At 68.7% G+C, this 25,008-nt stretch carries 19 protein-coding genes; 9 read left to right on the top strand and 10 right to left on the bottom strand.

Translation table 11 applies throughout. From position 1 onward, the window contains the following. Nucleotides 1-17 precede the first annotated feature (17 nt). From ABD687_RS18650 to ABD687_RS18640, 3 genes are read left to right on the top strand one after another with little or no spacing between them, the layout of a single operon-like run. Entirely contained in the window at nt 18-998 is a 981-nt protein-coding gene (locus ABD687_RS18650; protein ID WP_264268234.1) for an AAA family ATPase, read from the top strand. 33 nt (nt 999-1,031) lie between these two features. Further along, complete coding sequence (locus ABD687_RS18645; RefSeq protein WP_302262765.1) at nt 1,032-2,456, top strand: DUF58 domain-containing protein; 1,425 nt, start codon at nt 1,032-1,034, stop codon at nt 2,454-2,456. Then, nucleotides 2,453-4,894 (top strand): transglutaminase TgpA family protein, encoded by a 2,442-nt coding sequence (locus tag ABD687_RS18640; protein WP_310289018.1) that lies wholly within the window; start codon nt 2,453-2,455, stop codon nt 4,892-4,894. The genes ABD687_RS18645 and ABD687_RS18640 overlap by 4 nt, the downstream gene beginning before the upstream one ends. Nucleotides 4,895-5,043: 149 nt before the next feature. Here ABD687_RS18640 and ABD687_RS18635 read toward each other — a convergent pair whose 3' ends face one another. Beyond that, nucleotides 5,044-6,528 (bottom strand): NAD-dependent succinate-semialdehyde dehydrogenase, encoded by a 1,485-nt coding sequence (locus ABD687_RS18635; protein ID WP_264268237.1) that lies wholly within the window; start codon nt 6,526-6,528, stop codon nt 5,044-5,046. 167 nt (nt 6,529-6,695) lie between these two features. After that, on the bottom strand, nt 6,696-7,544 hold the full coding sequence (gene rsmI, locus ABD687_RS18630; RefSeq protein ID WP_302262768.1) for a 16S rRNA (cytidine(1402)-2'-O)-methyltransferase: 849 nt from the start codon (nt 7,542-7,544) through the stop codon (nt 6,696-6,698). 65 nt (nt 7,545-7,609) lie between these two features. Here rsmI and ABD687_RS18625 point away from each other — a divergent pair, with 65 nt between their 5' ends. After that, the gene (locus tag ABD687_RS18625) at nt 7,610-9,217 is read left to right on the top strand and encodes a dolichyl-phosphate-mannose--protein mannosyltransferase (RefSeq protein WP_310289024.1); all 1,608 of its coding nucleotides are present in this window, start codon (nt 7,610-7,612) and stop codon (nt 9,215-9,217) included. A 75-nt stretch (nt 9,218-9,292) separates the two neighbouring features. Beyond that, nucleotides 9,293-11,140 carry an AMP-dependent synthetase/ligase gene (locus ABD687_RS18620; protein ID WP_310289027.1) on the top strand — a complete coding sequence of 616 codons (1,848 nt, stop codon included), beginning with the start codon at nt 9,293-9,295 and terminating at the stop codon, nt 11,138-11,140. A gap of 91 nt (nt 11,141-11,231) precedes the next feature. On the opposite strand, the gene ABD687_RS18615 is transcribed toward ABD687_RS18620, so the two are convergent. The 4 genes from ABD687_RS18615 to ABD687_RS18600 form a co-directional block, all read right to left on the bottom strand. Continuing rightward, the gene (locus ABD687_RS18615; protein WP_302262771.1) at nt 11,232-12,605 is read right to left on the bottom strand and encodes a TIGR01906 family membrane protein; all 1,374 of its coding nucleotides are present in this window, start codon (nt 12,603-12,605) and stop codon (nt 11,232-11,234) included. 250 nt (nt 12,606-12,855) lie between these two features. Continuing rightward, nucleotides 12,856-14,322 (bottom strand): adenosylhomocysteinase, encoded by a 1,467-nt coding sequence (ahcY, locus tag ABD687_RS18610; protein WP_302262772.1) that lies wholly within the window; start codon nt 14,320-14,322, stop codon nt 12,856-12,858. 11 nt (nt 14,323-14,333) lie between these two features. Further along, the gene (locus ABD687_RS18605) at nt 14,334-14,531 is read right to left on the bottom strand and encodes a Trm112 family protein (protein ID WP_310289031.1); all 198 of its coding nucleotides are present in this window, start codon (nt 14,529-14,531) and stop codon (nt 14,334-14,336) included. Between the two features lie 10 nt (nt 14,532-14,541). Then, nucleotides 14,542-14,940, bottom strand: coding sequence for a DUF3499 domain-containing protein (locus tag ABD687_RS18600; protein WP_264268244.1), 399 nt, complete (start codon nt 14,938-14,940; stop codon nt 14,542-14,544). Nucleotides 14,941-15,036: 96 nt separating this feature from the next. On the opposite strand from ABD687_RS18600, the gene ABD687_RS18595 reads away from it, so the two are divergent. Then, entirely contained in the window at nt 15,037-15,552 is a 516-nt protein-coding gene (locus tag ABD687_RS18595) for a metallopeptidase family protein (RefSeq protein WP_302262774.1), read from the top strand. Here the strand turns inward: ABD687_RS18595 and ABD687_RS18590 are convergent. From ABD687_RS18590 to ABD687_RS18580, 3 genes are read right to left on the bottom strand one after another with little or no spacing between them, the layout of a single operon-like run. Next, nucleotides 15,549-17,414 (bottom strand): DUF5719 family protein, encoded by a 1,866-nt coding sequence (locus ABD687_RS18590; RefSeq protein ID WP_310289035.1) that lies wholly within the window; start codon nt 17,412-17,414, stop codon nt 15,549-15,551. The genes ABD687_RS18595 and ABD687_RS18590 overlap by 4 nt on opposite strands. Next, nucleotides 17,411-20,794 carry a glycosyltransferase gene (locus ABD687_RS18585; protein ID WP_377700314.1) on the bottom strand — a complete coding sequence of 1,128 codons (3,384 nt, stop codon included), beginning with the start codon at nt 20,792-20,794 and terminating at the stop codon, nt 17,411-17,413. The genes ABD687_RS18590 and ABD687_RS18585 overlap by 4 nt, the downstream gene beginning before the upstream one ends. Nucleotides 20,795-20,823: 29 nt before the next feature. Continuing rightward, entirely contained in the window at nt 20,824-21,354 is a 531-nt protein-coding gene (locus tag ABD687_RS18580; RefSeq protein WP_310289039.1) for a WhiB family transcriptional regulator, read from the bottom strand. Nucleotides 21,355-21,642: 288 nt separating this feature from the next. Here ABD687_RS18580 and ABD687_RS18575 point away from each other — a divergent pair, with 288 nt between their 5' ends. Beyond that, entirely contained in the window at nt 21,643-22,377 is a 735-nt protein-coding gene (locus tag ABD687_RS18575; protein ID WP_310289042.1) for a TIGR03089 family protein, read from the top strand. A 139-nt stretch (nt 22,378-22,516) separates the two neighbouring features. Here the strand turns inward: ABD687_RS18575 and ABD687_RS18570 are convergent, their stop codons facing one another. After that, nucleotides 22,517-23,083 carry a GtrA family protein gene (locus ABD687_RS18570; RefSeq protein ID WP_264268249.1) on the bottom strand — a complete coding sequence of 189 codons (567 nt, stop codon included), beginning with the start codon at nt 23,081-23,083 and terminating at the stop codon, nt 22,517-22,519. A gap of 243 nt (nt 23,084-23,326) precedes the next feature. On the opposite strand from ABD687_RS18570, the gene ABD687_RS18565 reads away from it, so the two are divergent. Both ABD687_RS18565 and purE read left to right on the top strand, forming a co-directional pair. After that, the gene (locus ABD687_RS18565) at nt 23,327-24,472 is read left to right on the top strand and encodes a 5-(carboxyamino)imidazole ribonucleotide synthase (protein WP_377700319.1); all 1,146 of its coding nucleotides are present in this window, start codon (nt 23,327-23,329) and stop codon (nt 24,470-24,472) included. A gap of 29 nt (nt 24,473-24,501) precedes the next feature. After that, the gene (gene purE, locus ABD687_RS18560) at nt 24,502-25,002 is read left to right on the top strand and encodes a 5-(carboxyamino)imidazole ribonucleotide mutase (protein ID WP_310293390.1); all 501 of its coding nucleotides are present in this window, start codon (nt 24,502-24,504) and stop codon (nt 25,000-25,002) included. The last annotated feature ends 6 nt before the right edge of the window (nt 25,003-25,008 follow it).

Here is a 25,008-nt window from a genome sequence, read left to right as displayed (position 1 = left end):
CTCCAGGAGGACATTGCATGTCGCTTTCCACCGAGTCCCAGGTTCTGCCCGCCGACGAGTTCGGCCGGGTCTGCGAAGAAGTGCTGGCCGGGATTGCCACGGTGATCGATGGCAAGGCCGAGGTGGCCCGCACCGCGCTGACCGTGTTGCTGGCCCAGGGGCACCTGCTTCTGGAGGACGTGCCGGGGGTCGGGAAGACCATGCTGGCCAAGACCTTGGCCAAGTCGGTTGACTGCACGGTGCACCGAATCCAGTTCACCCCGGACTTGCTTCCCTCGGACGTGACGGGGGTGTCCATCTTCAACCAGGACACCCACGAGTTCCAGTTTCGGCCCGGCCCTGTCTTCGCGCACATCGTGATCGGCGACGAGATCAACCGGGCCAATGCCAAGACCCAGTCCGCGCTGCTTGAATGCATGGAGGAGGGTCAAGTCACCGTCGACGGGATCACCCGGCGGCTGGAGACGCCCTTCATGGTGATCGCCACGCAGAACCCCATCGAGCTCGAGGGCACCTTTCCATTGCCCGAGGCCCAGCGCGACAGGTTCATGGCCAAGATCTCCATGGGGTACCCGGACGCCGCCGCCGAGATGGCGATGCTCGAAACCCACCAATCGACCTCGCCGCTCGATGACCTGGCCCCGGTGCTGGACCTGCCCGCCCTGCACATGTTGATCAACACCGTTGCCGCGGTCTATGTCTCCGAACCCGTGAAGGAATACGTCGTGGCCCTGGGACGGGCGACACGCGAGCATTCCGACATCCGCCTGGGCGCTTCCCCGCGATCCCTGTTGCAGTTGCTGCGCGCGGCGAAGGCCGAGGCCGCGCTCAATGCCCGCGACTACGTGCTGCCCGAGGACGTGCGCAACATCGCCGCCAAGGTGCTCGGGCACCGGCTGATCCTGCACCGCCGGGCCGAGGCCGCCGGTTCCAATCCCGAATCCGTCCTCGTGGCAATCCTCAACGCGATACCGGTGCGCGCCGGGGCACGCGGCTAGCGCCGAACGCGAAGAGGCAAGGTGAGGGCAGACATGGGCACCGACACCGGGGAACCCAACGAATTCCGCGAATCCCCTTCCCGCGGCCGCTGGGCGATCGCCGAGCCTCCGGCAACGCTGCGCGAAAAGGTCCACCTGGGATTCCTCACCGCGCGCGGCTGGGGCCTTTTTGCCGCCGGGGCGATTGCCTTGCTCGGAGCCTTCCTGCTGGGACGGCGCGAGCTGATGGCGGTTTCCCTTTTCCTCTTGGTGACCCCGCTGTTGGCCGCCTTCCTGTTGCGCTTCGGCAACCCCGCGCTCACGGTGACCCGGACCTTCAACCCGCCTCAGGCAACCACGGATTCATCGGTGCGGGTGCGCCTGCACATCACCCATCGGGGACGTTCCGGTGCATCGATCCCGCTCAGCGACACGCTGCCCGAGGATTTCGGCAAGGGTCCGGAGTTCAACTACCCCTCTCGCACCGCGGCGCAGGGGGCCGGAGGCTCCGGCAGCTGGTATGAATACCGGCTGCGGCCGGCCACGCGCGGCATCTACGCGATCGGGCCGGTGCGCGCGCAGGTTGCCGACGTCTTCGGGCTTGCCGCCCGCCCCGCGGCCCTCGATGCGCCCAGCGCCCTGATTGCCCTGCCGGTGTGCGAGGCGCTGGAGCCCACCGGTATTCCGGGCGAACACGGATCCCACGGCCAGGCCGCTTCAAACCGCCGGCTGACCCCCGATTCCTTTGAGGTGATGACCCGCGAGTACCGTCCAGGGGACACCGTGCGGCGCATCCACTGGCCGGCCACGGCCAGGCGCGGCTCGCTGATGGTGCGCCAGGAGGACTACCGGGCCACCCCCAGGGCCGTCATCATGTTGGACCGTTCCCGCGCTGCCTTCCTGTCGCAGGGCGCCGGTTCCGAGCCGTCGCTGCAGATCCCACAATTCACCTCCGCGCCCAAGGACTCCAGCCGGCGCTTCGAATGGGCTCTGCACGCGGCACTTGGCGTCGGAGCCTACCTGGCGCAGACGGGGTTCGGCATCGACTTGATCGACCACCGCGGCGAGGGCGTCAACGACGTCTCCGCCTCCGGCACCGAGGAAGCCGGCGAGCTGTTTGCAGGTCCCCACGCCACGGCCCGGATGCAGCAGGCACTCGCCGCACTGGCACTTGAGGACTCCGGGGTCCAGCGCCACGAGACGGCCAGGTCCACGCTCGCCGCGGCGCTGAAGGAACGCATGCGCGAGCGAGGCGACAGACTCGTGCTGATCCTGGGCGAACCCACCCCCGAACAGGCAGATGACTGGCTGGAGGTCGTCGGTGCGCGGAGCAAGGTGACGGTGCTGTGCGTGGCCAACCGCGAAGCGCACCTGTTCCCGATCATCTCCCGCTTCCGCCAGGCCGGCTGGTCGGCCGTCGCGGTGAACCCGAAGACCACGCTCACCGAGGCCTGGGCCGGATTGTGGCACCAGTCATGAGCACCGCGACCCTGCCCCGGACCGATACACCGCCCCCGGGTTCACCCCGGCAGGCACCCGACGCAGCTGTTTCCGGCATCCCCGCGGCCGCCTTCGCGGCCCTGGCCACGCTCACGGCAATGCTCGGGGCCACCGCCTCGCTGCATGGGGTGATCAGCGGCTGGGGGTGGATGCTCCAGGTGTTCGTGGTGGTCACCTGCATCGTGGTGGCCGCCAACCTCGTGCGCTGCCTCTCCCCGCGCCGCTACCTGGGGACCCTGGCCGGGGCAGTGGTGGCGGTGCTGGCGCTGACCTTCCTGTTCTTCTCCAACACCGCCTGGCTGGGCGTCGTGCCGACCGGGGCGACCTACCGCGCCCTGCTGAAGGTCTGGGCCATGGCGAATGAGCAAATGGGCTCCCAGGTGCCGCCGGTGGAAACCACCGGGGTCATCGTCTTCTCCATCTGCGTCTGGGCCTCCGCGGTCGCTCTGGCCGTCGACGCCCTGGCCTTCGAGCTCCGCGCCGCGGCCCTGGCCGGCATCCCGCTGGCACTGCTGCTGTCCATCGCCTCGCTCTTCGAGCCGCACGGTGCAGGCATCATGACCGTTGCCCTCACGGCCGTGGGCTATTTGCTGGTGCTGGCGGCATCGCGCTGGCAGTCCGACACCGGTTCGGGCAGGCGCCGCGCCCTGGAACTCGCCGGCCCGCACGAGGCAGCCGGCGGGCACACCTCCCCCGGACCGCAGGCCCGCGGGGCGCTGTTGCAGGGGGCAGCCCTCCTGGCCGGCGCCCTCGTCGCGTTGCTGGTGCTGCCCGCTGCCATTCCAGGGTTCTCCAAGGGCATGCTCACCGAGGGCAGCCGTCCGTCCTGGGGCAGGATCGCCACCAACATCGACCCGATGATCGCCCTGGGCAACGACCTGCGCAACCGCTCTTCCGGCACGGTGCTGCGCTACTTCACCGATGCGGACTCCCCCACCTACCTGCGGACCTCCGTGATCGGCCAACTCACCGCCGACCGCTGGCTGCCTGACCCCGAGGCCAGCCGGGTCCCTGCCACCGAGAACCTGGTGACCCGAGCCTTCCCGCGGGCCTTCGAATCGGCCCGGCCCGCCTATACCCGGGTCATCACCGACAGGTACCGCGGCGCGTGGATGCCGCTGCCCGGAAACGCGATCACGCTCAACGGCCTGGGCGGGAACTGGGGATGGAGCCCGGACACCGGCACCCTGCTGGCCGCAGAGGGCCAGCCGCCGGCGGCCGCCGACTACTCGGTGATGAGTGTGAACCCGCAGATCAGCGCGCAGATGCTCGCCGAGCTCTCCTCCTCGATCCCGCGTGGCTTCTTTGCCGAGGTCGACCCCCAATACCTGCAGCTGCCCGAGGACGTTCCCGGATCCCTGGCAGAGGCCACCGAGGCCGCGGTGGGCGATGTCGCCAGCGACCCCTACGAACAGGCCGTCGCCATCCAGGACTACCTTCGTTCAGCGGCGTTCAGGTACTCGGAACAAACCCCGGTCGAAGACGGCTACGACGGCAGCGGGATGGACGTCATCGACGCCTTCCTGCAGGAAAAGGCCGGGTACTGCGTGCATTTCGCCTCCACCATGGCCCTGATGGCCCGCGAGCTGGGCATCCCCAGCCGGTTGGTCACCGGCTACGCCCCCGGCACCCCCACCGGGGAGTCGATCGCCGGACAGAACGGCTCTGAACTGGATGAGTTCACCGTCAGTTCGCGCAACGCCCACGCCTGGCCGGAGCTCTATTTCCCCGGTGCCGGATGGGTCGCGTTCGAGCCGACCCCGGGGCGCGGGATCCCCCCGGACTACGCACCTGCGCTGCCTGCCCCGGACGTCGACCCGACCCTGAACCCGACCGCGCCCAACGCCTCAAATTCCGCATCCGCCAGCTCCGCCGAGGCCTCGTCCGAGGCTGCGGAGGCGGCGCGGGGCTCCGGCCCCGGGGCCGGGTCCCCGACGTCGGGCCTGGCGGGCATCCTGCTCGTCGTGCTGCTGGCAGGGGCGGCGCCGTGGCTGGTGCGCAGGATCCAGCGCAGTCGACGCATCGCGCGCATGGCCCTGCACGGACGTGCGGATATCCGCCACGGGAAGGAAACCGGACCGGCGGCTGCCTGGTCCGAACTCGTGGCCCTTGGCCTTGACTTCTCCTGGCCCATGAGGCTGGACGAATCGGCCGGGGACTATTCCCGGCGCCTGGCCCGTAGCTTCCCCGCTGCCGCCGAATCCCTCAACGCGCTGGCCGGAGCCTATGAACGCCAGCGCTACGCACGCCCTGGCGATGAGGAAGACCCCGCCGCACTGGAAGCGGCCCTCGGCGAGGTGCGGCAAGCCCTGGCGGCCTCGATGGGGGTCGGTGAGCGCCTGGGGCGCAGCCTCTGGCCGCGGTCGCTCTTTGCTCCCCGCCCGTTGGGAGCCTCCGGCTACGCCTCGGCCAGGTAGTTTGCCCTGTCCTGTGGCTGGGCCACGGCGATCCCGCCGGCCGTCTCGAGAGCGGCATCGCCGCAACGGGGCCCCGCCAACGAAAACGGCGGCGCCCCCGTTGCTCCGTGTGGAGCAGAGGGGGGCGCCGCCGTCGGTGCCGCTGGCGGTTAGCGGGCCGCGTACGGGTCGGCGATGCCGATGTACTGGGTGGTGGTGTACTCGGCCAGGCCCTCGGCGCCGCCCTCGCGGCCCAGGCCCGACTGCTTCACTCCGCCGAACGGGGCGGCGGCGTTGGAGATGACGCCGGCGTTGAAGCCGACCAGGCCGAATTCGATCTGCTCCGCGACGCGGAAGAGACGGTTGTGGTCGCGGGTGTAGATGTACGAGGCCAGGCCGTACTCGGAGGCGTTGGCCAATTCGATGGCGTGGGCCTCGTCGCGGAAGGTGGTCACCGGGGCGACGGGGCCGAAGATTTCCTGGCGCAGGATCTCGGCGTCGTTGGCGACGTTCGAGAGCACGGTGGGTGCGTAGAAGTAGCCCGGGCCATCGATCGGCGCCCCGCCGGTCTCGGCAACGGCGCCTGCCTCGACGGCCTTGGAGACCAGCGCGTGGATGTCGTCGCGGGCGCCGGAATCGATGATCGGGCCGACATTGGTGGTGGACTCGGTGCCGCGGCCGGTCTTCAGCGCGCCCATGGCGGCGGAGAACTTGGCGATGAATTCCTTGGCCACCGACTCGTGCACCAGGAAGCGGTTGGCCGCGGTGCAGGCCTCGCCCATGTTGCGCATCTTGGCTGCCATGGCGCCCTCGACGGCGGCGTCCAGGTCGGCATCCTCGAAGACCAGGAACGGTGCGTTGCCGCCCAGTTCCATGGAGGTGCGCAGCACCTTGTCGGCGGCGTCCTTCATGAGCATCTTGCCCACGGCGGTGGAACCGGTGAAGGAGACCTTGCGCAGTCGGTCATCCTGCATCAGCGGGCCGGAGATCTTCGAGGCGCTCTTGGAGGAGACGACGTTGAGCACGCCTGCCGGCAGGCCGGCTTCCATCATGACCGCGGCGAAGAGCTGGGAGGTCAACGGGGTGAGCTTGGCGGGCTTGAGCACCATGGTGCAGCCGGCGGCGATGGCCGGGGAGACCTTGCGGGTGGCCATGGCCAGCGGGAAGTTCCACGGGGTGATCAGCAGGCACGGGCCGACCGGCTTGGTCTGCACGATCATCTTGTTCTTGCCCTCGGGAGTGGTCAGGTAGCGGCCGTAGTCGCGCACCGTCTCCTCGGAGAACCAGCGCAGGAACTCGGCGCCGTAGGTGACCTCGCCGCGGGCCTCGGCCAACGGCTTGCCCATTTCCAGGCTCATCAGCAGGGCGAAGTCCTCGGCGCGCGCGGTGACCATGTCGAAGGCGCGGCGCAAGATCTCGGCACGCTCACGCGGTGCGGTCAGCGCCCAGGTCTTCTGGACGGCGTCGGCTGCGTCGAGGGCTGCCATCGCATCTTCCGAGGTGGCGCTCGCCAGGGTGGCAAGCACCTTGCCGGTGGCCGGGTCAACGACGTCAAAGGTACCGCCATCGGAGGCGTCGCGCCATTCGCCGTTGATCAGCAAACCGGTCGGGACGGAGGCGAGCAGCTCGGCTTCGCGCTCGGGGGTAATGGTCATAGCGGCGTTCTCCCTTGAACTGTGGGGTGTTGCGAAAATTGCAGGATCGTGTTGGTCTCCACGCTAGCGCCGCGGCAAGTGACTGTAAATTTCTATCTGCACTATGACGAAGCCGCCATTTTGTGCAGTCATCCCATGCGCGTCCCGGTGGTTTTTTGGGGCAATGGTCAGGCGCGGGCTTCGAGCACCGCTGCGTAGAGCTCGCGCTTGGACACGCGTTCGGTCTCGGCGACCGCAGCCACCGCTTCCTTCAGACGCAGGCCCTCCGAGACAAGTTGCTGCACCTGGGCCACGTGGTCGGTGGCGCGTGCGGGCTCCCCCGCCGGAGCGCCGGCAATGACCACGGCGATCTCGCCGCGGACCTCCCCCTCGGCCCACACCAGCAGCTCGTCGAGGTTTCCGCGGATCACTTCTTCATACATCTTGGTCAGTTCGCGGGCAATGGCCCCCTTGCGCTCGGGTCCGAAGGCATCGCGCAGCGCACGGATCATCGCGTCCAGCCGGTGCGGAGCCTCGAAGAAGACCATGGTCCGTTGCTCGGTGGCCAGGTCCTGAAGGCGCTTGGTCCGCTCACCGGCCTTGCGGGGCAGGAAGCCCTCGAAGGTGAACCTGTCGGTGGGAAGCCCTGACAGGGCCAGCGCGGTGAGCACGGCGGAGGGCCCGGGCACGGCGGTGACGGTGACGCCGGCGGCCACGGCTGCCTCGACCAGCTTGAACCCGGGGTCGGAGACAGCGGGCATGCCGGCATCGGAGACCACCAGGATGGTCGCCCCGCCGGCCACCAGCTCGAGCAGCTCGGTCAGCCGGTGGGTTTCGTTGTGCTCGTGGTAGCTGATCAAGCGCCCGGGGACGCGGACTCCCAGGCCGGTGGCCAGGTGCAGGAAACGCCGGGTGTCCTCGGCGGCCACGATGTCTGCGCTCTTCATGAGCTCGATCAGGCGGGGGGACGCGTCGGAAAGGTTGCCAATGGGGGTTGCCGCCAAGACGATCTGGCCCGGGGTTTCTTGAGTTTCCACGCCCCAAGCCTACTGCCCGCGCGTGCCGCCGTATCCCGCCGACGGGCGCCGGTAGAGTATTGACAGTGACTACAGCTTCCACGCAGAGACTTCGGCGCTGGGTCCTCCCACCGGCCGGCGCCTTCGGGCGCGAAGCCCTGAGGGACCGTTTGGCGGGCCCGTTGCACCGTCCCGGGATCTGGGGCTGGATCGTTCCGCTGGCGGTCACCGCACTCGCGGCGGTGCTGCGCTTCACCAACCTCGCCCATCCGCATCTGCTGATCTTTGACGAGACGTATTACGTCAAGGACGCCTTCACCATGATGCAGGCGGGCTACGAGCTGGAGTGGGGCGAGGAGCCGAACGATGCCTTCATTGCAGGGCACCCGGAGCCCAAGGACTCCGCCTCCTTCGTGGTCCATCCCCCGCTGGGCAAGTGGCTGATCGCCGCGGGGATGTGGCTTTTCGGCAGTGACAACGGGCTGGGCTGGCGCTTTTCCGCCGCGCTCTTTGGCACCCTCGCGGTGCTGCTGTGCGCGCTGGTTGCCCAGAAGATGTTCTCCTCGGTGTTCCTGGGCGGCGTGGCCGGCCTGTTGGCAGCCATCGACGGGCACCAGTTGGTCATGTCCCGCACCGGACTGCTCGATATCTTCCTGATGTTCTTCCTTCTGGCAGGGTTCTTCGCCCTGCTCCTTGACCGCTTCGACGGACGCGAGCGACTGGCCCGCGCCCTGGCCACCGCCGATGGCGCCCGCCCCGCCGAGGGGTTGCTGACCTACGGCCCGTGGTTGTGGTGGCGGCCGTGGCGCTTGGTGGCCGGGGTGATGTTCGGCTGTGCAGCCGGGGTCAAGTGGTCGGCGTTGTCCTTCATTGCCGTCTTCGGACTGATGACGGTGCTCTGGGATCTTTCGGCCCGGCGCCGCGCCGGGATCCGCCACTGGATCGCCGCCGGGCTGATCCGCGACGGGGTCCCGGCGTTCCTGCTCATCATCCCCACGGCCATCGTGGTGTACCTGGCCACCTGGACCGGTTGGCTGCTCTCCTCCGACGGACGCTACCGCCAATGGGCTGCGGAGAATCCCTCGGAGACCTGGGGCTGGGTACCGGAGGCGCTGCGTTCACTGGGCGAATACCACCGGGCGGCCTATTCCTTCCACGAGGGCCTGGGCTCGCCTCACGGCTGGGAGTCCTCGCCCTGGAGCTGGCTCTTTGCCGGACGCCCCGTGCTCTTCTTCTACGAATCGCGCGGCAATGGCGAGTTCGGGTGCACCTCTTCGGATTGCGTCCAGGCGATCACCGACCTGCCCAACCCGATCATGTGGTGGGCGGCGACGCTGAGCCTGTTGCTGGTGCTTTTCCACTGGATCGGTGCCCGCGACTGGCGTGCCGGGGCCATCCTGGCGGGAGTGGGCGCCGGGTTCCTGCCGTGGTTCGCCTATCCGGAGAGGACAATGTTCTTCTTCTATACCCTGCCTTTCGCCCCGTTCCTCATCCTCTCCCTGTGCTACGTGCTGGGCAGGAGCCTGCCCGTCGGGGGCCAGGTGCCGTGGCACCGGCGGCGCCTCTTGTGGGGTGTGGGGATCTTCCTGGCCTTGGTCGTTGTCGTGTCCGCCTACTTCCTCCCGGTGTGGACCGGGGAGATGGTCACCTACGAGAACTGGCGCAACCACATTTGGATGCCCAGCTGGGGATAGACCCCAAATTACCAATGGGTAACATAGGTGATGTCCCAGACCACACGCCGACCATCTCCCGGGAAGCACCACACCATGCGCGAAGCCAGCACACCACTTCTCCAGGACCTGCCGCAGGACTTCAACACCACCCAATTGCTGGTGGACCGCCTGGCCCGCGGCACCGGCGCACCGCTTTTTAGCGTCAAGCGCGCAGGCTCGTGGACCGACGTGTCCACCGCCGACTTCGTCGCCGACGTCCGCTCGCTGGCCAAGATGCTGCTGGCCGCCGGGATCGCCCCCGGGGAAAAGATCGGGATCATGTCCCGCACGCGCTATGAATGGGCGCTGGCCGAGCAGGCGATCTGGTTTGCCGGTGCTGTGTCCGTTCCCATCTACGAGACCAGTTCCCCGTACCAGGTGGCGTGGATCCTGCAGGACTCCGGCGCCCGGCACGTGTTTGCCGAGGACCCGGCCTGCGCACGAGTGCTCGCGGAGGCCGCCGGATCCGTGGACGAGGAGGTCACCGTGTGGACCTTTGAGGGGCCCGAGGCCCCCGGGCCGACCGACATCCCTGCAGCAGGACTCCGGGAACTGCTGTCGGAGGGGTCCGCCAGCGGGATCGGCAATGAACAGGTCGAGGCCGCCCGGACCTCCGCCGGCCTGAAGGACATCGCCACGCTGGTCTACACTTCCGGCACCACCGGACGGCCCAAGGGTTGCATGATGACCCACGCGAATTTCTCCCTGATTGCCGTGAACCTGGCCCGGCACATGGCCCCGGTGCTGGGCCGGAACGATCGCACCTTGATGTTCCTGCCGCTGGCCCATGTCCTGGCCCGCGCCGTCCAGCAGGTCTGCGTGCACGCAGGATCGACCATCGCGCACGCGTCCTCGGCCTCCACCCTGGAGCCGGATCTGGCGGCCGTGAAACCGGGCTTCCTGCTGGCTGTGCCCAGGGTCTTCGAAAAGATCCGCACCACCGCGGCCGGCACGGCATTGGCCGCGGGCAAGGGCCAGCTTTTCGCCCAGGCGGAGTCGACAGCCATCGAATTTTCCCGGAGCGCCGACGCCCGGGCCCGCGGCCTGGCCTCGCGCCGTTCCCCGCTCCTGCTGGCCCGGCACGCCCTGTTCAACAAGGTGCTCTACCCGCGGCTGCGGGCGGTGCTGGGCGGCAGGGTGCGTTACGCCATTTGCGGCGCCAGCGCCTTGAACGCCGACCTGGCCCATTTCTTCCGCGGCGCCGGCGTGGGATTGCTGGAAGGCTATGGGCTCACCGAGACCACGGCCCCGGCAACCGTAAACATGGCGCGGAACCTCAGGGTGGGGTCCGTGGGCCTGCCCATCCCCGGCACCACCGTCCGCATCGCGCCTGACGGCGAGGTATTGGTCAAGGGAATCGGGGTCTTTGCCGGCTACCACCACAATGCGCAGGCCACGGCCGACGCCTTTGACGACGAGGGATTCTTCAGGACCGGCGACACCGGGGCCCTGGACGAGTCGGGGTTCCTGGGCATCACCGGGCGCAAGAAGGACATCCTGGTGACGGCAGGCGGCAAGAACGTGGCTCCGGGGCCGCTGGAGGAAGCCATCCGAACCTCGCCCCTGGTCTCCCAGGTGGTGTTGGTGGGTGATAACCGTCCGTTCATCGCCGCCCTGCTGACCCTGGATCCCGAAGAACTGGGCCCGTGGTGCCGGGCCAACGCCCTTCCGGTTCTCTCCCCGGCCGAGGCGGCGGTGCAGCCCAAGGTGCTCGCCGAGCTCCAGGACGCCGTGGATGCGGCGAACGCCGCGGTCTCCAAGGCCGAGGGCATCCGGAAGTTCGTGGTCCTGGACCGGGAGTTCACCGAGGAGTCGGGGCACCTGACGCCCTCGCTGAAGGTGAAGCGGGGAAGCATCGTCAGTGACTTCCAGGACCTGATCGACCAGTTGTACAGGCGCTGAAGGGTCGGCACAAACAGTGATTCCCGGGTGCTTGGCCCGGCTTCCGAATCGAAGCCGGGAAACACCCGGGAATCTGCAGTGGTCGGCAGTGCTACAGCCCGAAGACCCGCTTTTCCTGGCGCAGGCGCGAGCCCTCGCGGCGCTTGGCCGTAGGCCAAGTGGCGATCAGGGTCACCAGCGCCGTGATGACCACCAGGCCGGCGATGCCGATGGCTGCGTCGATCCAGAATTGCGGCGGGTAGAGCCTGATCAGCGTGTCTGAGAAGTTGAAGGTCCAGGTGCCGTCCGCAAAGAAGATCCGGTGGAACGTGCTGAAGAAGCTTTCCCAGCCAAGGATCGCCACGACGGTGAGACCTGCAAGCAGCACCAGGGTGGCGACCGATCCGGCAAAGAGCCCGCGGCGGATGCCGCCGGCGTAGCGCTTGCCCAGGTAGATCAGTGCAATGAGCGCGATGACGCCCAGAATGGTCCCGCCCAGATAGGTGAAGGACATGACGTTCTTGACGTCGGCCATGTGCTGGACCTCGGTGCCGAGGAAAAGCGGGTTGCCGTTGGGATCCCGCAGTTCGGCCAGGTACCGGTTGTCGGCGACGTTGTTCAGGAAGTCCACGCCGAAGGAGCCGTAGGTCAGCCTGTCGGCGGTGGTGAACCCGAAGCTGTCGACGGGGAATCCGGGGCGCTGGTAGGCAATCCACAGGAAGATGGGGCTGGCCACCAGGCGGATGGCCAGGATCAGCAGCACCAGGGGGTAGGCGATGGCCAGCAACACTTGGAGGGTGCGGGCCAGTGGCGGCTTGGATTCCAGGGCCGCCTCGCGGGCGGCACGGCGTTCGCGGGCCGCAGGGGTCGGCTCGGGCACCGGGGTGTAGGCGCCGAAGACCCTGCTGCGTGCCTCGGCAATGGCCGAAGCGGTTTGCGGTGTGGCCGGGGCCACCGGGCGCGGCATGGCGCGGGTCTGGTCGTTGTCCGTCGATGCTGCGGATCCGGCAGTTGCCGGTGACGACGACTTGTCGACCTTGGCGGTTTCGGGGAGCGGTTCCACCGGGATCTTGGCGATGATGTCCTCGACTTCCTCGGGCTCTTCGGCCTTGCCCGGGGCCTGCTTCTGGGCGCCTGCCCCGGCAGGGGTCGCCTTTGCCGGGTCGGCCGGCTTCAGGGGTGTGGCAGCTGGCCTGGCCGCGGCCGCCGGTGCGGCGGTAGGGGCCTGCGCAGGCTTGGCCGGCGCAGCGCCGGTCGTTGCTGCGGGCTTCGCTGCCTGTGCTGCGGGCATCTTGGCTTCGGCGGCCTTCTGCGCGGCGGCAGTCCGCGAGGCGACAATCGAGGCCTCGATCCGGGCGGCGGCCGACGCGGCGGCGGCGCTCAACGAGCCGGATCCGGCCTCGGTCTTGGCGCCGGCACCGGGCACTGCCTGTGCGGTCGCCGGCTTTCCCGGCTTGCCGGTCTGCGGTTCGTCCTGCTCAGCCATGCTTCTCCCTCAAAACTCTGACATGCGGTGCGCTTGCGGTGCGGGGCGTTGCGGGCCGACAACGCCCACTGCCAAACACACAGCTAAGCCTATCGAGCCGAGGGTTCACCCGCGGCCCACCAGCGTCTTTTCGGTCCGCGTGTCGGAAGGGCAACGCACCGGCGCCCGCCCTGCCGCCGCGAGGCGCGAAGGCAAGGCGGGCTTCGATTCCTGCGGCCCGGAGAACTTCGGCGGCCGGGCCGCGATCCGCCTAGTAGCGGTAGCTCTCCGGCTTGTACGGGCCGGCGGCATCAAGTCCGAGGTACCGGGCCTGCGCGTCCGAAAGCTCCGTCAGTTCGACACCCAGGGCGGCGAGGTGAAGGCGCGCGACCTTCTCGTCCAGGATCTTGGGCAGCACGTAGACGGACTTGGCGTACTCCCCCGTGCCGGCCTTGGAGTACAGCTCGATCTGCGCGATCACCTGGTTGGCGAAGGAATTGGACATCACGAACGAGGGGTGGCCGGTGGCATTGCCCAGGTTCAGCAGCCGGCCCTCGGAGAGCACGATGACGGAGCGTTCGGCCGTGGAACCGGCCTCGAAGGTCCACTCGTGCACCTGGGCCTTGATCTCGACCTTTTGGACGCCCGGGATCGCGGCCAGTCCCGCCATGTCGATCTCGTTGTCGAAGTGCCCGACGTTGCCCACGATGGCCTTGTTCTTCATCAGCTGCATGTGCCCGGCGGTGATGATGTCCTTGCCGCCGGTGGTGGTGACGAAGATGTCGCCCTGGTCCAGCACGGTTTCCAGCCGGGCCACCTGGTAGCCGTCCATGGCCGCCTGCAGGGCGCAGATCGGGTCGATCTCGGTGACGATCACCCGGGCGCCCTGGCCGCGCATGGCCTCGGCGGCACCCTTGCCCACGTCCCCATAGCCGCAAACGACGACCACCTTGCCGCCGATCAGCACATCGGTGGCGCGCATGAGCCCATCGGGCAGGGAGTGGCGGATGCCGTATTTGTTGTCGAACTTCGACTTGGTCACCGAATCGTTGACGTTGATCGCCGGGAAGAGCAGCGTTTGGGCAGCTGCCATCTGGTTCAGCCGCATCACCCCGGTGGTGGTTTCCTCGGTGACGCCGTTGATCCTCGCGGCAATGCGGGTGAACTTGGCCGGGTCATTGGACAGGGAGACGCGCAGGGTGTCCAGCACGATGGAGTGTTCGTGGCTTGTCGCGGCCTCGGGGCCGGGCACGGCTCCGGCGGCCTCGTACTGCGCGCCCAGGTGCACCAGCATGGTGGCGTCGCCGCCGTCGTCCAGGATCATGTTCGGTCCGAGCTCCGGCTCGGTCTCGGCCCCCGGCCAGGTAAGGACCTGCTCGGCGGTCCACCAGTAGTCCTCGAGGGACTCGTTCTTCCAGGCGAACACCGGGACGCCGGCGGGGTTCTCCGGGGTGCCGGTGCCCACGACCACGGCGGCCGCGGCCTCGTCCTGGGTGGAGAAGATGTTGCAGGAGGCCCAGCGGACCTGCGCGCCCAGGGCCACGAGGGTCTCGATGAGAACCGCTGTCTGCACCGTCATGTGCAGGGACCCGGCGATGCGGGCGCCGGCCAGCGGCTGCTCCGTCGCGTATTCGGCGCGCAGGGACATCAATCCGGGCATCTCGTGCTCGGCCAGGCGGATCTGGTGGCGTCCGGCCTCGTGCAGGGACAGGTTCGCGACCCGGAAATCGATGCCCATGTCCCCGGCCCCTAGCCTTGGGTCTTCGCGGGGATGACGGTGGCCTCGGGGGCCAGCATGACCGGGATCCCCTCGACGATGTCGTAGCTGTAGGTTTCCCCGTTGTCCCCGGTTCCGGTGGACACCAGCGTGTCACCGTGCTGGATGAGGGTGGAACCGGTGAGAGGGCAACGGAGCTGGGCAGAGAGTTGGGCTGAGAGATTCGACATGGAACCCAGTTTAGGGCTCCAGGTTCCCTTCGCGCAGCACCCGCAGGTGCCGCCGCGTCATGCCCTGGGCGTTGCCGGGCTCGATGGCCGGCGGCGAGGTGCGTGGAGCCGGGACCTCCGGGGCCGGGGCGAGGGCCACATCGGCCTCGTTTTCCCGCACCGCATTGGCCAGCGCGTACAGGTCGTCGTTGCCGAGCCGTCCCTGCTCGGGCAGGGCCAGGCGCATGACCTCCCAACCCAGCGGCACGGTCAGGCGCTGGGCATGGAGCGAGCACAAGTCGTAGCAATGCGGTTCCGCAAAGGTCGCCAAGGGACCGAGCACCGCCGTCGAGTCGGCGTACACATAGGTCAGGGTGGCGATGGCCGGTTGGCGGCACGCCGAACGTGAACAAAGTCTGGATGATCCCACGGTTACACAGACTACCGCAGCGCGGCGGCACGGCGTCGGCGCATCGCCGTGCGGCAGGCGGTTCCCGCGGGGCCGAGGTGGCATAGGCTAGGTGTCATGTCCGGAAAACTGTCGATCGATTTGGACGGGCGCGATCCGTCCTCGCTGCACAGCGGGAGTACCCGGAGATACGCCGACCGCAAGCGCAACCGGCACGGACGCGGCCGGCGCGGGCCACTGCTCCTGGCACCGCTGCCCGGGTCGCGCACCCGGGCCGAGCGCTTCGAGGACCTGCTGGTTGAATCGGCCGAGCGTCTGGCCGACCGCTGGGGCGAGCGGGTGACGGCCATCGACTTCCGCATCATGATGGTCCCCGCCGCCAAGGTGCTGGAGCGTGCGCGGGCTGCCGGGACCCGGGTGCCGTGGGCCACGAGCCGTTCGGCGCGGCCCGGCCGCCCCGAACGCGTCACGCTCTACCGCCGCCCCATCGAGGAGGCATGCGGCCACGGCGCCGAGCTGCTTCCGGAGATGGTGCACATGGCGATCGTGGAACAGCTGGCCGACCTGTGGGCCATGGACCCGCAGGCCATTGACCCCGGGTACGGGTCCTGGGATGCCGGCCCGGACGATTAGTCGCGCAGCAGGACCTGGACGCCCTTGCTTCCCAGTGCTGCGTCGCTGACCGGCACCGCGGCAATGCCGAAGGCCCCGTCCTGGACCACCGCGGAGGCGTAGCCGGGGGCGCCGGTGGCCGAGAGCACCAGGGCCGTGGTGCCGGCCCCGAAGTCGCTGGCGGCCAGCGCGACGGTCTTGCCGCCGGACAGCTCGATGTTCCGCGTTGCCGAGAGCTTGCCGTCGGCACCCAGCGCGCGCACCGAGACGGTGGCGGTGTCCTCGGGGGCGTTGAGCACCAGCGTGGACCTGCCCACTGGCGGAAGCACCATCAGGTTTTCGCTGCCCAGCCGGTTGGCGGCACCGGCCCAGGCCAGGTCGATGGGTTCGTTTGCCTTGGTGCCTCGCACCATTTTCACGCTCGCGCTCACCGCAGAGTCGCCCTCGACCACGATGGTGTACTGCCCGGCGGGAAGCCCGCCCAGCGGCATGCGTGCGGTGGCGTTGGAGGCCACCACCACTTCCCCGCCGCCGGGAATCGGGACCTCGCCGTTGCGGCCAAGGGCCCGCACCTTGACGGTGGCGCCCTCGGCGGAGGTCGCTGCAAGCACCAGTTCGGCGGCGGCGTCGGAGTTGGCCGCAGGCTTGGCCAGCTCGCCGGAAAGCTTCGGGTCCAGGATCGCCACCCCGGGGATCACCTGGGTGTTGTTGGCCGTTGCCGAGCCACCCAGATAGTCGACGCCGCCCGGGACCAGCCCGCGCAACGTGCTTTGCTGGATGGTGGCGTTGATGCGGCCGCCGGAGGAAGTGACCTTGGCCGAGAGGGCCTTCTCGTTCGGCGCGTACCCGGCGAGGATGATCGACTTGGACTCGCCCGGTGCCACCGCCAGCGCGCCGAGGCTGGGTGCGGAGACCATGCCGTCGGCACCGCGCAGGTCAACGCGCACCTGGGCGACGGAGGCCGAGGGGTTGACCAGGTTCAGCACCGCGGTGGATCCGGGGGTGGTCACCGCGCCGGTGAGCCATGATTCGGCCGACGGGGCCGTGCAGCCCGCGGCGGCGAGCCCTGCAAGGTCCCCGTCGGCGGCGGAGTAGGAACGCACGGCGGAGACCAGGGACTGCACCCCGCCCAGCGGCTGGGCGTGCACCGTGAGGGACTCGGCGTAGTTGCTCACCGCGCCCGGTGCGCCCTTGCGCTCGGAGGTGCCGTCGGCGCCGGCGCCGGTGGCCTTCGCTGCCTCGGCTGCCGACAGCCGCGGGGCGATGGTTGCCTCGACGCCCGCATCGTTTCTGAGCATTTCGGTGCCCGGGATGCGGCCGGCGGAATCCGAGAGCACCGCGGCGCGCACACCCGTCCTGGCGTCCTTGGATGCGGGGGCGAATTCCGGGTCGACGCCGGAACCGGCGCCCGTGAACAGCTTCATCGTCGCCGGGCAGCTGGCCAGCGCGTCTCCCGCCGGCAGCGAGGTCAGGGCGACCGGGGTGCCGGTGGCGGCGGTGGCGGGAGGAAACACCGATCCGGCGGCAATGGCCGCGGCGCCCAGGCAGAGCACCCCCAGCGAGCCCACCAGGCCCAAGGCCCTGCCGCGGGTCTTGGCGCGGTGGACGCGCTCCGGGGCGGGCGCCGGGGAGGCAGCCTCGGTCTTCGGGTCCGTCCCCGCGTCGGCGTCCTTGGCGGGCTGAACGGTGGCCGCGGGTGCTGTCGCCGATTGGGGCGTTGCCGCGTCGGCGGATTCCGGGGCCGGTGGCGCTGCGGCCACGGGGGCGGGCACCTGGTCCCGTTCCGCGGGCAGTGCGGCGCCCGGAGCCAGTCCCGCGGCTTCGCGGGCGGCCTGGGCTACGCGATCGGCTTCGCGTCGTGCCTTGCGGGAATCGTTTTTCACTTCGTCTCCTTGGCGTGGGCCCCATGGTGCCCGCGGTCGAGCTCGTCGATGCTTTCCGCGTTGCCGCGGGTGCGGTATTCATCCAGGCGGCGCGCGGCAAAACGGCGGCTGCGCGGGATGGGGATGACCAACAGCAGGGTCAGCAGCAGCACCACCAGCTGGGCCATGGCCACCGGGAGCTTGTACGGGCTCAGGTAGTGCACTTCCAGGGTGCCGCCGGCGGCACCGAGCTCAAAGCCCTGCGCCCATTGCGCGTTTTCCACGCCCGTCCCGGTGGCGTCCGCTGCGCCGCCGGCCTCGGCGCCCACGGCGAGGCGCTTGAGCTCTACCCCGTCCAGGGTTGCGCTCCAGCCCGCGTCGGCGCGTTCGGCCATCGCCAGCACCCGGCCGGCCTCGCCGGGTTCGACAGTTGCAGCGGTGACCTCCCCGCGGTGCGAGGGCAGCAGTGCCACGGTCTTGTCCCCCGCCACGATGCGCACGCGGGCGGTGGAGTCGGTGGCGTTGTCCACGCCGGGGATCCGCTCAAGCGGTTCCACGCGCCACAGCCATCCGGCTTCGGTCTGTCCCACCGGGACCAGGCCGGGCACCGCGTCGAGGCGTGCCACCAGCGCCGAGGTCGTGGCCCGGGAATCCTGCAGCACGACGAACCCGGCGCCGAGGGACGCCAGTTCCGCGCGCGGGTCCAGGGCGGAGTCGGAGACGAGCGTGGCAACCGTTTGTTCGATGAACCGGTCGGCGTCGTCCGATTCACGCAGGGCGGGGGCCGGCACGTTGCCGATGAGGCGGTTTGCGGCTGCGGGCTGGGACAGGGCATCGGCAGTGGTGCCTGCCCCGTTCATCAGTGCTGCGCTGACCGCCCCGCCGCCGTTCTGTGCGAGGACCAGCGTGCGGTCCTCATAGGGTCCCAGTCCGCGGTCGGCGGCGGTGGCGGGAAGGGTGCGGGCGGATACCGCCTGCAGGGCGCTGGTGGTGCCCAGGTCGGTTCCCGTGGCAACACCGGCAGGGGCCGGGAGCTGTGCCACGATCCAGTTCCCGCCGGCGACCAGCACGGAGATTCCCAGCAGGGCCGAGGCCCAGGCGAGGGTGCCGGTGGCAGCGGTGCGCGCACCGGTGGCCGGCGGTGCGTCCTGGCGGCGCTCGGCCCGGAGCTCGGAGATCCCCAGTCCCGCGGCAAAGACCAGCGCCAGGGCGAAGAAGGAGACAAAGGGCCCGTTGAAGGCGGCGACGAAGGTGTTCCCGGCCACGGCGGCGGGCACCAGCGAGGCGCCGTACCCGGCGGCAAGCATCAGCACGCCGCCGAGCCACAGGCTACGGGCCAGCGAGGCGGAGTTGTTGCGGCCCCCGGCGAAGAGCCCGGTGAGCGCGAAGGCGAGCAGTGGGGCGCCGACCAGCAGCGCCAGCACCAGTGCCCAGGGCCCGGCGGGCAGGAAGCCGAATCCGGCAGGGGTTCCCAGCGGGTCAAAGGCCGTGGGGAAACCCAGGCCCTGGGCCCACAGCGGTGCCGGGGCGAAGGGCAGGGGCAGTCCGGGATCGGTGAGCAGCACGCGCGGGTTGCCCAGCGCGGCGATGACCAGCGGCAGGTGGAAGACCAGTGCCGGAAGCGGCACCCACCACAGGGTCCGGGCACGGGAGCGGAGCCCGATGGCGGCGAGGACGATGAGCACGACCAGGGCAAGACCCACGGCGGGGGAACCTGCGGCGATGCCCACCAGCAGCAGGGCGGCCGCCGCGGCGGCGGTCCAGGAGGGAACCATTCCGGTGCCCGGGCGCGAGGCGGGCAGCGGACGGTTTCCGCGGCCAGTGCGGAAGTCAATGGCGGCTCCGACCGAGCGCAGCAGCGCCAGCAGGAACAGCGGTGCCAGGACGTGGACCAGCACGCTGCCGGCGCGGCCGGAAGCCAGCGAAACCTGCATCGCCGGGGCCAGGCCCCAGAGCAGGGCGCCGACCATGCGCGCGGCCCGGGAACGGGTGACCGCGGCCAGGCCCAGCCAGGCGGCCAGCGCCGCCAGCGGCATGGCGAGCAGGGTCAGCACCACGGCCGCGGCGTTGGCGTTTCCGCCGCCGGCCAGGGCGGCCAGCCAGTACACGTAGTCGATGGGGTCCCCGCCGGCGGGGCTGCCGGCCCCGAGGTCGGCCCACCAGGAGGTGGCGTTGGCGAAGATCTCGGAGGCCTTGGTGGAGAGCGGGAGCATTGCCCCGCCGGCCACTGCTTCGGCGCCGATCAGGGCGCGCAAACCCACCAGCGAGGTGGCCAGGGTGACGATCACGGCGATGATGGCACTGACGAAGGAAGAGGTGCGGTTGGGTGCGGCCAGCGCCGCAAAGTCGTTGCGGGCGTCCCCGCTGGGGACCTGGGCGGCGGTGGCGCCGGTCCCGTCCCCGTAGACGCTTTCGCCATCGAGGGAGTCGAGCATGTGCTTGCGGTGTTCGCGCACCAGGTCCTGATCGGTGAGCAGCCGGGCGATGGACTTGCGTGGGACACGCCGGGTGGCGGCGGCCGAGGAGCGGGACCTGGAGAGCTTGACCGGCGTTCCGACGGCCCTGAAGGTGGCACCCAACTGGCCGAAGGCGTACCCCGGGTCCTTGGCCAGCAGCGAGAGCAGGAAGCGGTAGATCCCGCCCAGCACCGCTCCGATGACCAGGAAGGGGATGGCCCAGGCCGGGGCGTGCTTGAGCCGCATGAACACCTCGGCGCGGCGGGTTTCGGCCGGTCCTGCCAGGGCGCGGACCACGGCTGCCTTGTGGTGGATCTTGGCTGCGGGCACGATGACCACGCGGTTGCCCATGAGGCGGTTGCGCCAGCACAGGTCCATGTCGTCGCCCAGTCCCGGCAGCGCCGGGTCGAAACCGCCCAGGGCCTCGAAGACGTCACGGCGGATGAGCATTCCGGCACTGGTCACGGCAAAGGAGTCGGTGCGGGCGTCGTACTGGCCCTGGTCAACCTCGTCGATCTCGATGAGCGTCAGCCGCTCGGCATGCTTGTTCATGCCCAGGCCCACATCCAACAGGCGGCGAGGGGAGTCAAGATCAAGCTGCTTGCACCCGGCGATGGTGACCGACTCGGTGGCCTCGACCACGGTGAGGAGCTTTTCCAGGGCATTGAGTTCGGGCACCGAGTCGTCGTGGATCAGCCAGAGCCATTCGGTGCGCCCCTTGCGCGGCTCACCGAGGGATTGCACGGCTTCCATCACCGAGTGCCCGAAGCTGTGCTCCGGGACCTGAAGCAAGGTGGCGTCGGAGGGCAGTTGCCGGCGCAGGAGGTCGGCGGAACCGTCGGTGGACGACGCGTCGACGCCGACGAAGCGGTCAATCAGTCGTGTTTGATCGCGCAGGGCGGCCAGGGTCCGGGGGAGAAAAGCTGCGCCATTGTGGGCAGCCACAATGGCGGTGACGTGGATCGTAGGGAGAATTAGACTGCTCGTTTCCGCAAGCGACGACGTTCACGCTCGGACAGTCCGCCCCAAATTCCGAACCGTTCGTCGTTGGTCAGTGCATATTCAAGGCATTCGGAGCGCACATTGCAGGCGCCGCAGACACGCTTGGCATCCCTGGTCGATCCTCCCTTTTCGGGGAAGAATGCCTCGGGGTCGGTCTGTGCACACAGTGCCTCGGACTGCCAGCCCAGTTCGCCTTCTTCGTCCTCGGCACCCAAGCCGATCCAGATGGCCTGGGCCGGGCTCTTGCCGTCGGGCATGGCATCGAAGCTCGGTGCCCACGAGGGAGTCGGGTCAGCGACCAGATCGCTGGCTGCGTCGTGCGCCAACAGGAATGCGGCAGTCTCCTCTGCGGGAGTCAAGCCCTGCGAACCGTCGGATTCCTGTGCCCGGCTTGTCTCGGCCGGATCGACAAACCAGTCCGCCGGAACGCTTCGGCCCCCGCTATAAGGTGGCGTAGGCGCCGTCGCTGCGGCCTCGTTGAAGCTTCGATCCACGTTTCCCATGGTTTACTAACCTTCCGCCGTTACGAACTTGATACCTAATATGACCCATAAGAGCGACGTCGACGGCCTTCCAAGAAAAAGCCGTCGCGAGACAATTTCTCTCTCCCTGACGGTGCACTATCTAATTACACTGGTGTAACTCCCGTTGCGTCAAGTGCGGCCGTCGATTTTAGCCACACATGTCGTAGATTTGGAGTCACGCCACGCCCGAGATTTCGCCGTGATCACACACGATTTTGCCCAACCCCGGATTCCCGGGGAATTCACAGGCTTGACAAGGAGCTTCCCATGACCATTGATACCAACTCGTTATCTCCCGTCGAATCACTGCTCGCTCCAATGCGCCATTCCACCCACCCGTACCTGACCTGGTACTCCCAGGGCGGGGAACGCGTGGAACTCAGTGGACGCGTTTTTGACAACTGGGTCGCCAAGAGCGCGAACCTATTGCACGAAGAATTCGATTTAGCCCCGGGGAGCATTGTTGCCACCGACATGCCCGGCCATTGGAAGTCCGCGGCGCTGGCCTTGGCGTGCTGGCACCTGGGCGCCGAAGTGCGCTGCGTGGCCCCCGGAACGGATCCCGGAGATGTCGACATATTTATTACCGCCGACACGGAAACCCTAGCAGTCAACGGCAGCGTCGAGGTCATCGCCGTTCCCCTGCCGGCCCTGGCCATGGCCTTCGACGGCCCGCTGCCGGTTGGTGCCACCGATTACGCCTCAGAGGTCCGCGCCTACGCGGATTCGTTCAACCCCTCCCCCATCGATACGTCCGCCACGGCATTGCAGGGGCCCGCCGGCTCGATGGCCTACACCCAGCTGTTCGCCGAGCTGCCCGAAACCGGGGCAAGCGGCACCACCCTGCTGAGCACCGCGTGGCCGCTGGAACGGCTCCTTCCGGTCCTGGTGTCGCTGTGGAGCGCGGGGAACCCTGTGGTTCTGGTGGAAGACGGCGTAAAGATCAGCGACTCGCTGCTCGGCGGCGAACGCGTGGTGACGCGCCTGGATCGGGAATCATAGGCCGCAAGCCAAGGGCCCGGCCTCCGGCGGGCATGAAAAACCCCGGGATGCTCCCTGGCTTTTCCCTCCACCGGTGGTGGAGAAGCAAGAGGGGGAACATCCCGGGGCTGTAGGTATCAACGTGCCGGGCCCACCGGCACTAGACGACGCCGTCAGGCGTTCCCGGGGCCCGGGGCGGCGCGGAAGCGCCACGCTCCGCATCAGCCGGCTCGAGGCCGACGTGCAGCAGCTCGCGGTCGTGGGCGAATTCCTCTTCGGCATCCATTTCCTCGCCAAAGACCCAGAAACGGTAGGCGAAGAACCGGAAGATCGTGCCCAGCACCAGGCCGACCACGGAACCCGCAATAAACAGGCTGGTGGTGTCGGTCAGGCCGATCCAGTACTTGGTGATGAACACACATGCTGCGGCGATTCCCAGCCCGATGGCGTTCATGATGAGGAACATTACGAGCTCGCGCACCACGTTGGCCTGCCGGCGATGGCGGAAGGTCCAGAAGCGGTTGGCCACCCACGAAAACATCGTGGCCACGACGCCGGCAATGATTTTTGCCTTGACCTCGGAGTCATCCATGGGCCCCTCGAGCATCCACAGGTAGATGCCCGAGTCGATGATGAACGCGACACCCCCGACCACGCCGAATTTGGCGACTTCGCGCCACATCATGGACGCCAGGCCCAAGAGTTTGCGCCAGATCTCTTTCAGCATGATCCTCCATGGATTCGTCTCAATGCACCGTATGCCGCGTGGCTCGCTGCTGCGCGTCCGGTGCGGTTGGGCCGTCATTTCCCTGGACGGCCAACCAAACTATTCTAATGCGGTTCACTGAATGTTCACCGCCAATGGTGTCCAAACTCGCCATGGACAACATAGGTTGGGCCCCGCGTTCGGTAGGCTAAGCGGGTGATGTTTCCAGTGATTGGCGTTGTTGGCGGAGGCCAACTTGCCCGAATGATGGCTCCCGAGGCCCTGAATCTCGGCTTCGAACTACGCATCCTGGCCGAGGGCCCGGATGTCTCTGCCGCGCGCAGTGTTGCTTCCGCCCCGGTAGGTGACTATACGGATTTGGCGACGCTACGTGAATTCGCCCGCGGAGTCGATGTCCTGACGTTCGACCACGAGCACGTGCCCAATGAGCACCTGCAGGCGCTGATCGCCGAAGGCGTCAACGTCCAGCCGCGCCCGGCCGCGCTGATCCATGCCCAGGACAAGCTCGTGATGCGCGAGGCCATCGCCGCGCTGGGCCTGCCCAACCCCGAGTGGGCAGCGGTGGAAACCGTTGATGAGCTGGTGGCCTTCGGCCAGAAGATCGGCTGGCCGATCGTGCTGAAGACCCCTCGCGGCGGCTATGACGGCAAGGGCGTGCGCATGATCGAGACGGAAGAAGATGCCCGCGCGGCGGCGGATTGGTTCGGCAACGGCGCACTGCTGGCCGAGGACAAGGTCGCCTTCACGCGCGAACTCTCCGCCCTTGTTGCCCGCAACCCCGGCGGCGAGGCCAAGGCCTGGCCAGTGGTGCACACCATCCAGGTCGACGGCGTCTGCGACGAAGTCATTGCCCCCGCACCGGGCCTGGACCCGGCCGTCGAGGCGGCAGCCGAGCAGGCGGCACTGCGCATCGCCGAGGCCTTCGGCGTCACCGGCGTGATGGCAGCCGAACTCTTCGAGACCCCCGGCTCCGGTGCCGGGTTCGTCATCAACGAACTTGCCATGCGCCCGCACAACACCGGACACTGGACCATGAACGGCTCGATCACCAGCCAGTTCGAACAGCACCTGCGCGCGGTCCTTGACCTGCCGCTGGGAGCCACCGACGCACTGGCCGAGACCACCGTGATGAAGAATTACCTCGGCGGGGCCAACCAGGACCTGTTCACCGCGTTTCAGGCCGCCTTGGCCGCCGAACCGCGCGTGAAGGTCCACGCCTACGGCAAGTCCGTGCGTCCGGGACGCAAGATCGGCCACGTCAACGTGGTCTCCGAACCCGGGGAATCCGTTGACTCGCTGCGCGCCCGCGCCAACACCGTGGCCTCATTGATCCGTGACGGCGTGCCTTCCCCGGCCCCCGCATCCACCACCGAAGGACAAACTTCTTGAGCACCCCCGCACCCCTGGTTTCCCTGGTCATGGGCTCCGACTCGGACTGGCCCGTCATGAAGCTGGCCGCCGAGGCGCTGCGCGAATTCGGCATCCCCTTCGAAGCCGACGTCGTCTCCGCCCACCGCATGCCCGAGGACATGATCGCCTACGGCAAGGAAGCCCACACCCGCGGCATCCGCGTGATCATTGCCGGAGCCGGCGGCGCCGCCCACCTGCCGGGCATGCTCGCCTCGGTCACCCCGCTGCCGGTCATCGGCGTTCCGGTGCCGCTGAAGACGCTCGACGGCATGGACTCGTTGCTCTCCATCGTCCAGATGCCCGCCGGCGTGCCGGTCGCCACCGTCTCCATCGGCGGGGCACGCAACGCCGGCCTGCTGGCAGTGCGGATGCTCGCCACCGGCACTGACGAGCTCGCCGCCGCACTGCAGGAAAAACTCATCGACTTCGCCGCCGAGCTGCGCCAGGTCGCAGCCGACAAGGGCGCCGCCCTGCGGGCCGCCGTCGCCTCCGAAGCCCCCGGCGCGTAAGGACCC

This window comes from Paeniglutamicibacter sulfureus (assembly GCF_039535115.1).
GTDB classification, from domain to species: Bacteria; Actinomycetota; Actinomycetes; order Actinomycetales; family Micrococcaceae; genus Paeniglutamicibacter; species Paeniglutamicibacter sulfureus.
The sequence above is the reverse complement of the archived record's forward strand: the minus strand, read 5'-3'. Positions and strand labels throughout refer to the sequence as shown.

Bases quoted from the DNA above. Each gene is read 5' to 3' on its own strand.
- ABD687_RS18580 (WP_310289039.1), bottom strand. From the start codon at position 21,354: ATGGGAAACGTGGATCGAAGCTTCAACGAGGCCGCAGCGACGGCGCCT.
- purE (WP_310293390.1), top strand. From the start codon at position 24,502: ATGGGCTCCGACTCGGACTGGCCCGTCATGAAGCTGGCCGCCGAGGCG.
- ahcY (WP_302262772.1), bottom strand. From the start codon at position 14,322: ATGGGCATCGATTTCCGGGTCGCGAACCTGTCCCTGCACGAGGCCGGA.
- ABD687_RS18645 (WP_302262765.1), top strand. From the start codon at position 1,032: ATGGGCACCGACACCGGGGAACCCAACGAATTCCGCGAATCCCCTTCC.
- ABD687_RS18565 (WP_377700319.1), top strand. From the start codon at position 23,327: ATGATGGCTCCCGAGGCCCTGAATCTCGGCTTCGAACTACGCATCCTG.
- ABD687_RS18635 (WP_264268237.1), bottom strand. From the start codon at position 6,528: ATGACCATTACCCCCGAGCGCGAAGCCGAGCTGCTCGCCTCCGTCCCG.
- ABD687_RS18605 (WP_310289031.1), bottom strand. From the start codon at position 14,531: ATGTCGAATCTCTCAGCCCAACTCTCTGCCCAGCTCCGTTGCCCTCTC.
- ABD687_RS18615 (WP_302262771.1), bottom strand. From the start codon at position 12,605: ATGGCTGAGCAGGACGAACCGCAGACCGGCAAGCCGGGAAAGCCGGCG.
- ABD687_RS18640 (WP_310289018.1), top strand. From the start codon at position 2,453: ATGAGCACCGCGACCCTGCCCCGGACCGATACACCGCCCCCGGGTTCA.
- ABD687_RS18650 (WP_264268234.1), top strand. From the start codon at position 18: ATGTCGCTTTCCACCGAGTCCCAGGTTCTGCCCGCCGACGAGTTCGGC.
- ABD687_RS18595 (WP_302262774.1), top strand. From the start codon at position 15,037: ATGTCCGGAAAACTGTCGATCGATTTGGACGGGCGCGATCCGTCCTCG.
- ABD687_RS18570 (WP_264268249.1), bottom strand. From the start codon at position 23,083: ATGCTGAAAGAGATCTGGCGCAAACTCTTGGGCCTGGCGTCCATGATG.
- ABD687_RS18575 (WP_310289042.1), top strand. From the start codon at position 21,643: ATGACCATTGATACCAACTCGTTATCTCCCGTCGAATCACTGCTCGCT.
- ABD687_RS18620 (WP_310289027.1), top strand. From the start codon at position 9,293: ATGCGCGAAGCCAGCACACCACTTCTCCAGGACCTGCCGCAGGACTTC.